This is a genomic window from Rhodococcus sp. NPDC060176, assembly GCF_042728675.1.
GTDB lineage: Bacteria > Actinomycetota > Actinomycetes > Mycobacteriales > Mycobacteriaceae > Rhodococcus_F.
Map to the genome: position 1 here is coordinate 723,942 of NZ_JBHWYS010000003.1, position 15,026 is coordinate 738,967.

The window sequence follows — 15,026 nt, forward strand, 5'->3', positions numbered from 1 at the left end:
TTCGACAGTCGAGTACGGCAGAGCACTTCGAGAGATGGAGTCCGACCATGAAACCTTCGAGCGGGATCGAACCGCAAGTGATCGGACTTGATGCAAGGCGACGATGGGGCATCCTGGCGATCTGCTGCACGAGCCTGTTCGTCGTCGGGTTGGACACGACCATCGTCAACGTAGCCCTGCCGACGATCGGTGAGGGATTTCGCGTCGGAACCCGTGGTCTGGAATGGGTCGTCAACGCGTACACACTCGTCCTGGCCAGCTTGCTGATCTCGTCCGGAGCGGTGGCCGATCGTTTCGGCAGGAGACGAGTCTTTCAGATCGGGCTTGTCGTTTTCGGGGTGGCGTCGATTGCCTGCGCACTCGCTCCGTCGGTGGAGGTGCTGATCGCGGCGCGGATCGTCCAAGGCGTCGGTGGGTCGATGCTCAGTCCGGTTGCCTTGGCGATCGTGGTCAACGTGATGACCGACCCGAAGGAGCGGGCCAAGGCGATCGGGGTGTGGGCCGCGGTCTTCGGCCTGAGTATGGCGGCAGGGCCGATCGTCGGCGGCCTGCTCATCGAAAGTTTCGGCTGGCGATCGGTTTTCTGGATCAACGTGCCGGTGATCTTGGCCGTGCTCGTCTTGACTGCTGTGTTTGTACCGGAGTCCCGAGCACAGCAGTCGCGACGTCTCGATCTTCCCGGTCAGTTGCTGCTGGTGATTCTTGTAGGCGGTGCGGTCGCCCTTCTGATCGAGGGTCCGCGAATCGGATGGTTCTCTGCCGCGGCGACGGCCGGGTATGTCGTTGTTGCTGCAGCGTTGGCCGCATTCATCCGCGTCGAATCACGCAAGCGCGAGCCACTGATGGATCTCGCACTCTTTCGCCGCAGACCGTTCTCGTCGGCTGTGATCGGCGCTGTCGTGGTGTTCGTGGCGTTGAACGCGACGCTACTGCTCGGCACGTTCTACTTGCAGCACTCCCGCGGTATGAGTCCGGCCCTGGCCGGCGCGATCACCCTCCCGATGGCTGTTGCGGCAACGGTCTGCGCGCCGTTGTCCGGAATACTCGTCGGACGCTTCGGCCCGCGGCGGCCGCTGCTGATCGCCGGTAGTTTCACGACGCTCGGTGGACTGTGCCTGGTTTCGCTCGACAACAACACGGCGATTCCGATGCTGTTGGCCGCTTACCTGTTTCTCGGTATCGGATTCGGGTTCTCGAATGCCCCCATCACCAACACCGCCGTCAACGGGCTGCCGAGATCGCAGGCGGGGCTTGCCGGTGGAATAACTTCCAGTGCACGCCAATTCGGTGCCGCTCTCGGTGTGGCGCTGGCCGGTGGCATTATCGGCGGCAGTGCACCGGTAGACGTCGCGCAGGCATCGAGGCTGGGATGGATCCTGGTTGCCGGATGTGGGATCGCAGTCCTGTTAATTGCACTCGCATCTCGGAATTCCGAGGAACTGCCCGGTTGATCACCTCGCGTGTTCGTGCGAGCTTCACCCTGCGCGGGTGATTCCAAGCGCGCGCCCAACCGATACAGATGATGGGGTATCAGATCGTCGTATCCGAGCGGGGAGTGCCATGTGCCAGACACCTAAGGACGCAACACCGGCCACAGTCACGGCGAATCGCGAGGCAGTCGCGCGGTATGCCATGGATGACCGGCAGGATTTTGCCGATGCGGATCGAGGGTTGATCGCTCCGTTGCCGGGCAACGTTCTCGGCGACGACGGGCATGTGGTCTTCGACCCGGACGCTTTGGCGTACATCGGTGACGACGTTCCCGCGCCGGACACCGTCAACCCCAGCCTGTGGCGCCAGAGTCAGGTCATACGCCGAGGTGGGCTTTACCAGGTGACGGATCGCCTCTACCAGGTGCGCAACAACGACATCGCGAACCTGACGGTCGTAGAGGGCGACGAGGGACTGATCGTCATCGACTGTATGGCTGGAGTCGAATCGGCACGGCAGGGAATGAAGATGATTCGCGAGCACGTCAGCGACAAGCCGGTCGCGGCAATCATCTACACGCACACCCATATCGACCACTACGGCGGCGTCAAAGGAATCGTCGACGTCGAGGACGTTGCGTCGGGAAAGGTGCCGATCATCGCACCCGGCACGATCGCATCGTTCGACAAGTTCGCAATCGGTGAGAACGTTGTGGCCGGCAATGCCATGGCCCGGCGGTCTTTCTATGCCTTCGGTGGATTGCTCGACCTCGGCCCGAAAGGGGCAGTCTCCTGCGGAATCGGTGTGCTCAGCACCAAAGGCCCTCAGATCTCGTATATTTCGCCGACCGACAGCATCACGGAGACCGGAACGAAGCGTGAGATCGCCGGTCTGGAATTCGAGTTCCTGTATGCGCCGGATACCGAGGCCCCGGAGGAAATGCACATCTGGATCCCCGAACTCGCCGCGCTGACCTGTGCGGAGAACGCCAATCATTCGCTCCACAACATCCAGACCCTCAGAGGCGCGCGCACTCGCGACGCTCGGAACTTCGCTCGGTATCTGGACGAGACTCTCGAACGATGGGGAGACGAAGCGGCTGTTCACTACGGACCGCACACGTGGCCGGTGTGGGGTAACGAGAACCTGGTGCCGTTCATCGAATCGCAAAGGGACACTTACAAGTACATTCACGATCAGGCGCTACGTCTCGCGAACAAGGGGTACACGCCGCTCGAAGCTGCCGAGGTGATCGAACTGCCGGACGAACTCGGGCGCAAGTGGTACAACCGCGGATATCACGGAACTCTGCACCACGACGTTCGCGCCGTGTACACCAAGGAACTGGGAATGTGGGACGGCGATCCGGTGTCGCTTCATCCACATCCACCGGTCGAATCGGCGAAGAGGTTCGTCGATCTCCTTGGCGCGCAGAAGATCCTGGACGAGGGCAAGCGAGCATTCGACGCCGCGGACTACAGATGGGCGGCGGAGATCCTGCACAAGTTGGTGTTCGCGCAACCGGAGAACACCGAAGCGAGGAACCTGCAAGCCGACGTCTACGAGCAGATGGGCTATCAAGCCGAGGGGCCGCAGTGGCGTGGGATCTATCTCTCGGCCGCCCTGGAGCTCCGTGAAGGCGCCCAGCCCGCCCCCTATGTCACCGCGAGCCAGGACAGTGTCCTCGCGATGCCCATCGACATCCTCTTCGACTTCGTCGCAATACATCTCATCGGCGACAAGGCCACCGACGCGGAACTGCGGATCGATTTCGTGTTCACCGATCGCGACGACGAGGCATGGACTGCGTGGGTCAAGCGTGGCGTCCTCAATGCACGTAAGGGCGCGTCACCGAACACACAACTGACGGTCTCGGGCCCGAAAGCGGCACTCGTGGGAGCGCTTCTGCAACCGGGCGCGGCCGCCGAACTGGCCAAGGCCGGGAAGATTTCGCTCGACGGAGACGAATCAGCGCTCGAGACGCTGGGCGGGTTGCTCGACACCTTCGATCCCAGTTTCAATATCGTCACGCCGTAACGAAGGGATAGTTTTCGATGTGTACTCGCTTGGTCTACTTGGGCCCCAACGACACTGTGATCACTGCCCGATCGATGGATTGGAAGGTCGATCTCGGAACAAACCTCTGGGCATTCCCGCGCGGCATGACCAGAGAGGGCTGCGCAGGTCCGAACTCGATACAGTGGACGTCGAAATACGGAAGCGTTGTCGCGACGGCCTACGACATGTGCACGACCGACGGGGTCAACGAGGCTGGGCTGTCTGCCAATCTCTTGTGGTTGGTCGAGTCCGAGTACCCGACATATGACGGTTCGAGCCCGGGATTGTCGATCGCAGCATGGGCGCAATACGTCCTGGACAGCTTTGCGACAGTTCAGGAAGCGGTCGACGTGTTGGCGTCAGAACCGTTCACTGTGGTGACCGCTGCCGTACCCGGCGAAGACCGCCTCGCGACGCTGCACATGTCGCTCTCGGACGCTGGGGGAGACAGCGCGATCATCGAGTACATCGGCGGACGCCCGACGATTCATCACAGCCGCGAGTACCAGGTGATGACCAATTCGCCGATCTTCGATCAGCAACTTGCCGTCAACGAGTACTGGAAGCAGATCAACGGAACCGTCATGCTGCCCGGAACCAACCGTGCCGCTGACCGATTCGCGCGGGCATCGTTCTATGTGGATGCGATACCGCAGACGGACGATCCGCGGTCGGCATTGGCATCCACGTTCAGTGTTATTCGGAATGTATCGGTGCCGCTGGGTATTTCGACTCCCGACGAGCCCAACATCTCGTCGACTCGGTGGCGCACGGTTGTCGATCACAAACGCACGCTCTATTTCTTCGAGTCGGCGATGACACCGAATACTTTCTGGGTGGACGTGGCGTCGATGGATCTCGCGGAGGGGACGCCCGTCCGAAAGCTCGGGCTCGGCCCGAACGAGAGCACCGTCTATTCCGGTGATTCCACTGACCAGTTCGAACAGGCGGAGGCATTCACGTTCGCGGGAGCATAAGCCTTCTGGGGGCAATAAAAATTCATTCATGAAACTTCTTGACATTGCTACTCCGTTCAGATGAAACTTTGTTGCATATTCGGGTTTCGTCAACGGAGGACGGCATGGGCATCACAGTGCAGACACGGAACGATGGTGCGCAGCTCAAACGGCGCAGGGCGCTCGTCGCCGGCTCCGTAGGAAATTTCATCGAGTGGTACGAGTTCGGTGTGTACGGGTTCTTCGCGACGATCATCGCGTCGAACTTCTTCAGCGCCGATGGCTCCGGCGACCTCGAAAGCTTGATCAAGACCTATGCGTCGTTTGCGTTGGCGTTTTTCTTCCGCCCAGTGGGTGCCGCACTCTTCGGTCGACTCGGTGACCGCATCGGTCGACGCCCCACCCTGGTGATCGTTCTTCTGCTGATGTCGGCCGCGACGACCCTGATCGGTGTGCTCCCCACCTACGAGAGCGTCGGAATTCTGGCACCGCTTCTCTTGACGGTGCTTCGAATTCTGCAGGGATTGTCGGCCGGTGGTGAGTTCGGCGGTGCAGTGTCGGTGATGACCGAGTTCGCTCCGCCCGGACGACGTGGGCTGTACGGCTCGTGGCAGTCGTTCACCGTCGCACTCGGACTGCTCGCCGGTGCGGGTATCGCAGCACTCCTCGCTACTGTCCTCGACCCGTCACAGCTCAGTGACTGGGGCTGGCGCATCCCGTTCCTCCTTGCACTGCCGATGGGGCTGGTTGCCCTGTGGCTCAGGCTCCGGCTCGAAGAGACGCCGTCGTTCGAGCGTGCTCGATCAGTCCAGTCCGAACCGACAGCTGATGCGCCGGCGCCGGTCGTGCAGCCGACTGTCGGAGAGACGGCCAGGGCAATTCTGCTCGGAATCGGGCGGTTGATGGGTTGGTCTGCTGCCGGTTACACGTTCCTCGTCGTCATGCCGACTTATCTTCAGAGTTCGCTCAACGCGACTTTCCATCAGGCACTTGTTGCTTCTGTGCTCGCCAATGCGGGCTTCGCGGTGACCATTCCGATCGCGGGTGGACTCAGCGATCGCATCGGACGACGCGCGGTCATGCTCACCGGCACCGTGATAATTCTGGTCCTGGCTCTGCCGCTGCTCAACGTCCTGCAGAACGGGCAGACGTCTCTGACAGCCAAGGGATTTGCAGTGTTTGCCGCCGGCGCCGCAGTGGGACTTGTCGCCGGGCCCGGACCCGCCATGCTCTCCGAGATGTTCCCCACTTCGGTTCGGTACACCGGATTGGGACTCGCATACTCCCTGTCCAACGCGGTCTTTTCGGGCTGCGCCGGTCTGATCATCACGTGGCTGATCAAGGAAACTTCCAATCTCGATATTCCGGCCTACTTCGTGATGGCAACGTGCGCCGTCAGTGCGATCGCCTTGAGTACCTTGCGAGGAAATGCCCACAAGCGGGCACTCGTCGACTGACCGCAGCTTTTCCGAATGCCGAAACGATCCGAGTAAGGGATATTTCATGAGAGTCATCGGCCTGATGTCCGGTACTTCGTACGACGCTATCGATGCTGCCGCAGCAGACATCCGGATCGACGGGGACACTCTTGTGCTCACCCCACTGGGGATGGTCAGCGAACCGTATTCCGGTGAGTTGCGGGCTGCGGTGGCGGCTGCGGTACCGCCGGCGTCCACGACTGTCGGTCAGATCTGCCAACTCGACACCGAGATCGGACAGGCATTTGCGGCCGTCGCCGCGCGGGCGAACGCGGAACTGTGCGGTGGCAGTGCGGAATTGATCTCCTCACATGGTCAGACGATGTTCCACTGGGTCGAAGGAGCGCAAGTAAAAGGCACTCTCCAGCTCGGGCAGCCGGCCTGGATAGCCGAGAAGACCGGATGCACGGTTGTGTCGGACCTGCGCTCTCGCGATGTGGCGACGGGTGGTCAGGGTGCACCACTGGTCAGTGCGTTCGACGTATTGTGGCTCAACGGAAGAACTTCGGGTTCCGTCGCGCTCAATCTCGGTGGCATCGCCAACGTCACTGCTCCGGGAGGCGCTCCGACATCGACGGTCGATGGTGCCGCAGTACCGATTGCCTTCGACACCGGCCCCGCAAATGCGTTGATCGACGCCGCGGTAAGCGAATTCACGGAGGGGGAGCAGTGGTTCGATCTCGGTGGGGCTCTGGGCGCAGCCGGCACACCGAACGTCGATCTGCTGGCACAACTACTGAGCGAACCGTATTACGCGCAGCCCGCTCCCAAGAGCACGGGCAAAGAATTGTTCCATCGGGACTATCTACTCGCAGCTCTGCGGGGCTACGAATCCTTGTCTCTGGCTGACATCGTCGCGACACTGACTGCACTGACCGCCCGGACGGTAGCCGATTCCGTCAGAGGGCTGGCAGCCACCGAAGTGGTGGTGTCAGGTGGTGGTACCAAGAACCCGACGTTGATGGCGATGCTCCGTGACGAACTGGGCGACATCGCGCTTGTCTCTTCGGACGAACTCGGCGTCACCTCCGACATCAAGGAAGCATTGGCTTTCGCGGTTCTCGGCTTTCTCACCGCACACGGATTGCCCGGAAGCATTGCTTCGTGCACCGGTGCGCGTCACGCCAGTGTGCTCGGATCTCTGACGCCAGGAAGCCGTGGGCTGCCTAGAATCACATCGGTGCCGTCAGCTCCGAAAACGATGCGAATCGAGGCGTTATGACTTTGGACCGGAGTGCTCCGGCGTCCGTCGACCTGCTTGCTCGTATTCGCGCATCACTGAGCAGCCTCTCGCCTGCCGAGCTGCGGATCGCCGAAATCATCGAAGCCGACCCCAGTCTGGCCTCCACCCTGACGGTCAACGACCTCGCCGAGCGAGCGTCGACAAGCACGGCGACAGTGGTCCGCACAGCCAAAAGGCTCGGTTTCGAGGGCTATCCACAGCTTCGTCTCGCGCTGGCGGCCATCAGCGGGTCCGGCGCCGGGGACACGATCCCGCTCGGTGTGGACATCGTTGCTGCCGACTCGGCCGGCGAGGTGATGGCCAAGCTCGCCGAGTTCGAATCCGAACAGCTCAAGGGCACGGCGCAATTGACCGATCCTGCTGCGCTCGAAGAAGTTGTGTCCCGGATTCGATCCGCCCGCCGCGTCGAGGTGTACGGCATCGGCGCGTCAGGCATCGTCGCGCAAGACCTCACGTTGAAGCTCTCGCGTATCGACGTCAATTGCCGGGTTCATCTCGACCGCGACGCGGCGATGGTCAGTGCCAGCTTGCTCGGGCCGGACGACATCGCAGTGGGGATCTCACATTCAGGTGAGACTTCCGATGTCGTCGAGCCACTTGCTCTTGCCCGTCGTACCGGGGCGTCGACGGCTGCGATCACCGGTGGGGCGCGATCGACGCTCGCCGTGCAGTCACACCACGTTCTACTTACTGCCGGTAGAGAATTCGGTTTCCGATCGGCTGCGATGGCAAGCCGCACCGGCCAGCTGTTGGTAGTCGACACAATTTTTGCGATGGTGGCGCACTCGCTGCCCAGCGCACTCTCCGCTCTGCAACGAAGCCATGACGCCATCGCTTCGAAGCGGCACTGACGAGGAGTCGTCGTCGTAGTGAAATCTGATCGAGGAGGACTCGCCACAATGCAATTGGAAATGCTCTCCACCGAGAGACCCAACCCTCTCACCCGCGATCTCGACGTCATGTCGGTGTCGGACTTGCTGACGGTGATGAACCAGCAGGACTCAATCGTGGCCGACGCCGTCGCGGCGGTAATACCCGCCATCGAAGCCGCAGTCGACTTGATCGTCGCTTCCCGGGCGCAAGGTGGTCGACTGATCTACCTGGGAGCCGGGACAAGTGGGCGCCTGGGAGTTCTCGACGCAGTGGAATGCCCTCCGACGTTCGGGACAGATCCGGGCGAGGTGATCGGCATCATCGCCGGTGGCCCGGGAGCGTTTCTGAACGCAGTCGAGGGAGCAGAAGACGATCCGCGATCGGCTGGGGTGGACCTCGACGCAATCTCGTTGAACGCCACCGACGTCGTCGTGGGCTTGGCGGCCAGTGGTCGTACCCCCTATGTCATCGGTGGCCTCGATCATGCCCGCGAACTCGGCGCCGCAACAGTGGCAGTCTCGTGCAACCGGGGTGCGGCAATGAGTTCTCACGCCGGCGTGGCCATCGAAGTGGACACCGGCCCCGAGATCCTCACCGGATCGACGAGGCTCAAGGCCGGGACTGCGCAGAAGATGGTGTGCAACATGCTCTCCACGGCCAGTATGGTCCGATCCGGGAAGGCATTCCACAATCTGATGGTCGATCTTCGGCCGACCAATGCCAAACTTGTCGATCGCGCAAACCGGATCGTCGCGGCAGCCACCGGAGTCGATACCGAGATCGCTTCGGAGACCATCGAGAATGCCGACGGTCATGTGAAGACAGCGGTCGTCATGTTGTTGGCCGAATGCGACTTCGCCGAAGCAACCGAACTGTTGGAACGCGCTTCGGGTTCGGTACGCAATGCCATCGTCGGAGCCGGCAAGAGCAGTGAGGAAGCCTGAATGGAAATCGTCATCGTTCCCAGTCCGGAAGACGGCGGGCGAATTGCTGCCGATATCGTGTGCGGCGCAATGGAGAACGGAGCGCGAACGCTCGGCCTCGCGACGGGATCGTCACCGCTGCACACGTATCGAGAGCTGATCAGGCGGCATCGAGAATCGGGAGTGTCGTTCGCGGACGTGAGCGCGTATCTTCTCGACGAGTACGTAGGTCTCACGTCCGATCAGCCACAGTCCTATGCGCACACTATCCGCACGGAACTCGTGGATCACCTCGACATCCACAATGCGCGAGTGTTCAGCCCCGACGGTGGAGCCGCGGATCCCAGTGAAGCTGCCAGGCGCTACGACGCTGCCATTGCCGAAAACGGTCCCGTCGACGTGCAGATCCTCGGCATCGGCCTCAACGGACACATCGGTTTCAACGAGCCCTCCTCTTCACTTGCGTCGCGCACCCGAGTGAAGACCTTGACCGAGAGGACCCGCGCCGACAACGCACGGTTCTTCGCAGACCCGGCCGACGTGCCGCATCATGTGATCACACAAGGACTCGGAACCATCAGTGATGCACGGCATCTCGTCCTGATCGCGGACGGCGCACGCAAAGCGCCCGCCGTCCGGGCGGCGGTCGAAGGTCCGGTCTCGGCGTTCTGCCCGGCATCAGTGCTTCAGCTGCATCCACACGTGACCGTCATCGTCGACGAGGCAGCTGCCGGTGAACTCGAACTCGCGGAGTTCTACCGCTACACAACCGAGCACAAGCCTGCAGAGCAGGGCTACTGACTGAAAAGCGGGGGACTTGATCTCTAGCGCAGTTGAGCTCCTAGCCTCGGTGCATGATCAGTGTGAGAGCGGTATCCCCGCTTGCGTCGCCCCGGGTTTTCTCACCTCCGCGCAGTGTTGCGATCGTCGGAGCGGGGCCGGCGGGAATCCACGCTGCGAGCGCTCTCGCTGAACTGGCGCCCGGCACCAAGATAGACGTGTTCGAGCGTCTACCCACGCCGTACGGACTAGTGCGTTACGGTCTCGCGCCAGGGCACGCCGAGTCCGAGAAGTTCGTCCATTCTCTGCACACCGCGCTGGGCGCCAGTGACTTCCGGCTGTTCTGCAACGTAGAGATCGGAAAGGACCTTTCCGTCGAGGTTCTACGTTCTTCCTACGACGCCGTGATCATTGCAACCGGTGCGCCAAGGGATGTGCCGCTCGACATTCCCGGCGTCGACCTTCCAGGCTCTTTCGGTGGCGCCGATTTTGTCGGTTGGTACAACGATCACCCGGACAGTTCGCCGCAGTGGCCGCTGAACGCCGAATCGGTCGCCGTGATCGGGGGTGGCAACGTCGCACTCGATGTCGCGCGCATGATCCTCGCCGAGGAGCAATCACTACAGGCCGCCGACGTATCGGCCGACGTTCGGGAAGGGATCGCCAGCAGTCTCGTTCGGGAGGTGCACATCTTCGTCCGGCACGGACCCGCCGACGCTCGATTCTCCCCGAACGAGTTGCGCGCTCTCGGTGAACTGCCCGGAGTCGATGTTGTCGTCGACGCTGCCGATGTCGCACCGGATCGGCATATCGAGCGGATGACCAAACAGTGGGTGCATACCCGACTGGCTGTCGAGACGCTCCGCACTTTCGCAGGCGCTGCTTCTGCCGACCGAATCGCCCAGCGCCGAGTTCACCTGCACTTTTACCGACAGCCGGCGGAGATTCTCGGTAACGGGAAAGTCGAAGCACTTCGCGTCGAGCGGACTGATCCCGACGGCTACGGTCACGTCACCGCTTCGGGGGTCTGTACCGACTATCCGGTTCAAGCGGTGTACCGGGCAATCGGATTTCGCGGCACTCCACTTGCCGGGGTGCCCTTCGATCACGGACGCGGCACGGTTCCGCACCGGAGCGGCGCGGTGGTCGACGAGAGCGGTCTTCCCATTACGGGCCTGTTCGTGACCGGATGGATGAAGCGAGGTGCCGTCGGGCTGATCGGTGCGGCACGGCCGGATGCTCGCCAAACCGTCGAAACTATGCTGCGGCAGCTGGATTCGGATGTCGAATGTCGATCGGACCGCAGCCGGATCGCTGCACTACTCGCGGCCGGAAAATTACTGCCCGTCGATTGGGACGGATGGCTTCGCATCGATGCCGCCGAACGCGACCTCGGTGCGCGGCACGGGCGTGATCGCGTCAAGATCAAAGATCGCGAAGACCTTGTCCGCATCGGCGCGAACGTGGCCGTTCACCCCGAATAGAATCGCTGGGGTCTGGGGTACCACCGGGGTTACGCTGAAGTGAGTCACCTCGATTCATCGTGCTCGAGGTGCGGAGCAGAAGTGTCATGAATGAACGTGGTGCGCAGGCCAGTGACGCGACAGTCGCGAGCGGGCCCCTGACCGAACGGGGCACCGTCACCGAGTTGCGCCCGTCAGCACCGCCGGTGGGGCATGACGGGCGCAACGGTGCCGACGGGCTCGGTCGCCTGGTCGGAGACTGGGAGGCGGGGACCCCTTCCGAATTGACCGATTATCTGCCCGATCCAGCCAAGATTCGCCGGGCCGCACTGATCGAACTGGTCGGAATCGACATGGAGTACCGCTGGCTGAAAAGCGATCGCCCGAAGCGGCTCACGGAATATTGCGTCGAGTATCCGGAATTGCTCGAAGAACCACTACCGGCCGAGCTCCTGTACGAGGAGTTCCGGCTACGGAAGCAGGGCGGCGAGGACGTCGTGGCGGCTGAGTACGTCGCCGAGTTCCCTTTGCAGGCAGAGAGTTTCGAGCAGATGTTCGACCGTGATTCGATGGCCGGTCGCGAAGACGTCATGATGTTGGGTCTCTCGGGTTTCGACGAGTTCGAAATCGGGCAGCACCTCGACGATTTCGAACTGGTGTTGGAACTCGGGCACGGGGCGTTTGCTCGAGTGTTCCTCGCTCGGCAACTCTCGATGCAGCGGTGGGTTGCGTTGAAGATTTCCCGCAACGTCGGAGTCGAGCCGCAGACCCTCGCCCAGCTCGACCATCCCAACATCGTCCGCGTCTTCGATCAGCGACTGCTCGAGGAACGCGCGTTGCGAGTCCTGTTCATGGAATACGTGCCAGGTGGGACTCTGCTCGACGTGGTCAAACTTGTGCGCGTGACACCGCAGGCCCAGCGGTCCGGACAACTTCTTCTCGACGCCATCGATCAGACTCTGGCGAAGAAGGGCGAGATGAAGCCGAGCGAGACGAGCCTGCGGAGCGAGATCGCTGCGATGTCGTGGCCGGAGACCGTGGCCTGGATCGGAATGAGACTGGCCGACGCTCTCGAGTACGCGCGTGAGCACGGCGTACTACATCGGGACATCAAGCCGGCGAACGTACTTCTCAGTGTCGAAGGCATCCCGAAACTCGCCGACTTCAACGTCAGCTCGAGCGAGGAGGTCTCGACCGAGGACGCGGCTTGTTTTGTCGGGGGTTCGCTTGCCTACATGTCTCCAGAGCAGTTGGAGGCCTGTGCGGTGGGTGCGCCCGGCACACTCGACACTCGCAGCGACATCTATGCACTCGGCGTGATGCTGTGGGAGCTCCTCACCGGGAGTAGGCCTTTCACTGACGACGGAACGGGGGAGAACCCGCCGTCGCCCAAGAAGGCCCTCGAAGCTCGTCGGCGCGGAGTGGACCCCGCGGCCGAGGCCCGATTACCGGACGACTGTCCGCCGGCGCTGCGCCGAGTTCTGGTGAAGTCTCTCTCGCCGGAGCGAGACGGTAGGTGGTCTGGTGGCCGAAAGCTGGCTCGTCAGTTCGCTCTGTGTCTGGACCGGTCTGCCCGCAATCTGGTGGACCCACCGGAAGGGAGCCCGCGTTCCACGTTGTGGAAGTGGGCGCTGCCGATTCTGCTGGCGGCGATCGGAATTCCGAATCTCCTTGCGGCGGGTTACAACTACTATTACAACAAGATGCTGATCATCTCGGGGCTCTCGCCGCAGGCTCAGCAGCATCTCGAGCAGGTTCATCTGGTCATCGGGGTGGCTGCGTTCTCTCTCGGCGCCGCGGCGATCCTGTATTGGTGTCGGCTTGCGCTCACCGTGCCTCACGGACTGCGTAACGGTCAGACGTACAGCGCGGAGGTCTTGAACAAGGCGCGTACCGCGACGCTGAACGTCGGACACCGAGCGGTGGTGATCGCTTTCGGTCTGTGGGTGCTGGCCGGTATCGCATATCCAGTTGCGTTGCAGATTGCGGCTGGCGGTATTCCGCAGCGAGCCTACGTGCACCTGATGTCGTCGCTGGCCGTGTGCGGAGCCGTCGCAGTCGCCTATCCGTTCTTCATCCTGACCTACTACTCGGTTCGATGTCTGTATCCGATCTTGTTGTCACACGGCGAGTTACGAAGCGACGACGGCCGCGATATTCGTTCACTGGGTCGGAGCAGCACGAGGTACCTCGCGGTCGCAGCCTCGGTTCCCCTGGTGGGAATCGCAGGGCTCAGTTTTGTCGGTTCGGGTGCCGGTGAGGAACTCAACGCAACCGTCCGCGCTCTGTGTTTGGGCGGTATCGCCGGATTCATCGTTGTCTACCAACTGTTTCGACGAATCGAAAGGGATCTCCGGGCACTGCTGCGCGTAGTATCTCTCGAGGTGTCGGCGTCTCCTTAAGTGCCTGTCAACCGAATTCGAGTCGGCCTATTTGGCAGTGCTCTTGCGTGGTCGGCTGCGACGGACGGCTTTGGCGGGAGGCGGAGACTTCACTTCCGATTCTTCCTGAGGGTCGTCGCGCCAGTGGATCTCGATTTCTATCTCGACGTCATTGCCGTCGACTTCGATCTCGAGTTCCCACCGAACCTGCTCCGGAACACTGATTTCGATCGAGTCCCCGCCAGATCCCAGTTCCACTTCCGATCCACTGGCGAGCGCTTGGCCGAGGGCGATGAGTCGGTCGGCGACTTCCTGGCGCGAGAGTTCTGACTTCCTCTTGATCTCCAATTTGGGCACGATCACTCCTGACCTCGGCGGATTCTCCCTTTCACGGTAGATGGAACAAACGAAAGATTGTCGGAATTTGTGGAACCGCGAGGTGGCAACAGGCTTCAACGCAACGCTGATCTCGAATGTTCAGGACTCTTGCGTGCCATCGACGAGGCGGTGTATTTCCTGGGCGATGATTTCCGGATCTGTGATGGGGACGTAGTGGCCGGAGCGCTCGGCGATGACGTGGCGGCCCTGTGGAGATTGTTCGGCCCGGTACTCGTGGGAAGCATTCGCAGCCGCCCTGACTGTGGCATTCATGCCGGATCCTGTTCGCGCGCCGGAGATGACGGTGACCGGAATCCCGCCGAGCGCGGGTGGGTCAGCTCTGAACTTGTACAAGTCGTCGATGAAGGTTTCGGCTTGCGAGGCATGCGTGCGGACCATCGTGACGGTAAATCCCTCCAACTCCATATCTCTGCGCGCGTCGTCCGGCAAGGCGTCGGTCATCGACTTGTACAGTCGCGGCATCAGTTTGGTTCGGGCCAAGACCATGTTCGCTGCGATGGCCACCCGCTCCATCAGACGGAACATCCGGCTGAACAGCAGATCTGCAGCCTCGTCAGTCGGATCGACAAGCACGACGCCCGCAATCCGTTCGGGGCGAGCGGCCGCTGCAGCCCGGACGATGGGTCCGCCGGCGCTGTGGCCGACCAAGACGAACGGGCCCGGGCCGAAGTGATCGAGTACGTCGCCCAGATCGTCAGCCATCCGCCGTAGCGTCCGCGGCTGCGCATCGACGGCACTGCGTCCCAGTCCGGAACGGTCGTAGACGACGGCGCGAGCCCAGTTTCCGACCGCTGGTTGAACCAAAGCCCACCCGGATCGGCTTGCCGCAGCACCGGCTTCGAAGACGACGGTGACCGACCGATTGCGAGGCCCTGGCAGCACCATCGTGTGCAGGTATCGGCCGTCGCGGGTGCGGACTGACTCGGAATTCCCCTGGCAATGATTCTCGCGTCGTTCGTCCGGTTCGGTACTGCTGAACTCCACTTGTCGCGCTCCCCTGAGTTGACTGTTCAATCCGCCGGAACGTAACACGCCTGAAGA

12 protein-coding genes are annotated in these 15,026 nt (G+C 61.9%); 10 read left to right on the plus strand and 2 right to left on the minus strand.

Features of this window, described 5'->3' with window-relative positions:
• Positions 1–47 precede the first annotated feature (47 nt).
• The 10 genes from ACFWEM_RS18265 to ACFWEM_RS18310 all read left to right on the plus strand — a co-directional run bounded on the left by ACFWEM_RS18265 (position 48) and on the right by ACFWEM_RS18310 (position 13,607).
• Positions 48–1,451 carry an MFS transporter gene (locus tag ACFWEM_RS18265; RefSeq protein ID WP_378535655.1) on the plus strand — a complete coding sequence of 468 codons (1,404 nt, stop codon included), beginning with the start codon at positions 48–50 and terminating at the stop codon, positions 1,449–1,451.
• A 109-nt stretch (positions 1,452–1,560) separates the two neighbouring features.
• Positions 1,561–3,468 carry an alkyl/aryl-sulfatase gene (locus ACFWEM_RS18270; protein ID WP_378535657.1) on the plus strand — a complete coding sequence of 636 codons (1,908 nt, stop codon included), beginning with the start codon at positions 1,561–1,563 and terminating at the stop codon, positions 3,466–3,468.
• A 17-nt stretch (positions 3,469–3,485) separates the two neighbouring features.
• A complete protein-coding gene (locus ACFWEM_RS18275) occupies positions 3,486–4,466 on the plus strand; it encodes a linear amide C-N hydrolase (RefSeq protein ID WP_378535658.1) in 981 nt (326 codons plus the stop codon).
• Positions 4,467–4,570: 104 nt separating this feature from the next.
• Complete coding sequence (locus ACFWEM_RS18280) at positions 4,571–5,902, plus strand: MFS transporter (protein WP_378535659.1); 1,332 nt, start codon at positions 4,571–4,573, stop codon at positions 5,900–5,902.
• A gap of 46 nt (positions 5,903–5,948) precedes the next feature.
• Entirely contained in the window at positions 5,949–7,145 is a 1,197-nt protein-coding gene (locus ACFWEM_RS18285) for an anhydro-N-acetylmuramic acid kinase (protein WP_378535660.1), read from the plus strand.
• Entirely contained in the window at positions 7,142–8,017 is an 876-nt protein-coding gene (locus ACFWEM_RS18290) for a MurR/RpiR family transcriptional regulator (protein ID WP_378535661.1), read from the plus strand. The genes ACFWEM_RS18285 and ACFWEM_RS18290 overlap by 4 nt, the downstream gene beginning before the upstream one ends.
• Before the next feature lie 48 nt (positions 8,018–8,065).
• Positions 8,066–8,983, plus strand: a complete 918-nt coding sequence (gene murQ / locus ACFWEM_RS18295) for an N-acetylmuramic acid 6-phosphate etherase (RefSeq protein ID WP_378535662.1) — start codon at positions 8,066–8,068, stop codon at positions 8,981–8,983.
• A complete protein-coding gene (gene nagB, locus ACFWEM_RS18300; protein ID WP_378535664.1) occupies positions 8,984–9,763 on the plus strand; it encodes a glucosamine-6-phosphate deaminase in 780 nt (259 codons plus the stop codon). It abuts the gene before it with no gap.
• A 53-nt stretch (positions 9,764–9,816) separates the two neighbouring features.
• Positions 9,817–11,226 carry an FAD-dependent oxidoreductase gene (locus tag ACFWEM_RS18305; RefSeq protein ID WP_378535666.1) on the plus strand — a complete coding sequence of 470 codons (1,410 nt, stop codon included), beginning with the start codon at positions 9,817–9,819 and terminating at the stop codon, positions 11,224–11,226.
• Between the two features lie 86 nt (positions 11,227–11,312).
• Positions 11,313–13,607, plus strand: a complete 2,295-nt coding sequence (locus ACFWEM_RS18310) for a serine/threonine-protein kinase (protein ID WP_378535668.1) — start codon at positions 11,313–11,315, stop codon at positions 13,605–13,607.
• Positions 13,608–13,634: 27 nt separating this feature from the next.
• On the opposite strand, the gene ACFWEM_RS18315 is transcribed toward ACFWEM_RS18310, so the two are convergent.
• Together ACFWEM_RS18315 and ACFWEM_RS18320 are read right to left on the minus strand one after the other, a co-directional pair.
• The gene (locus ACFWEM_RS18315; protein ID WP_378535671.1) at positions 13,635–13,943 is read right to left on the minus strand and encodes an amphi-Trp domain-containing protein; all 309 of its coding nucleotides are present in this window, start codon (positions 13,941–13,943) and stop codon (positions 13,635–13,637) included.
• A gap of 120 nt (positions 13,944–14,063) precedes the next feature.
• Positions 14,064–14,969, minus strand: coding sequence for an alpha/beta fold hydrolase (locus ACFWEM_RS18320; RefSeq protein ID WP_378535673.1), 906 nt, complete (start codon positions 14,967–14,969; stop codon positions 14,064–14,066).
• Positions 14,970–15,026: the final 57 nt, after the last annotated feature.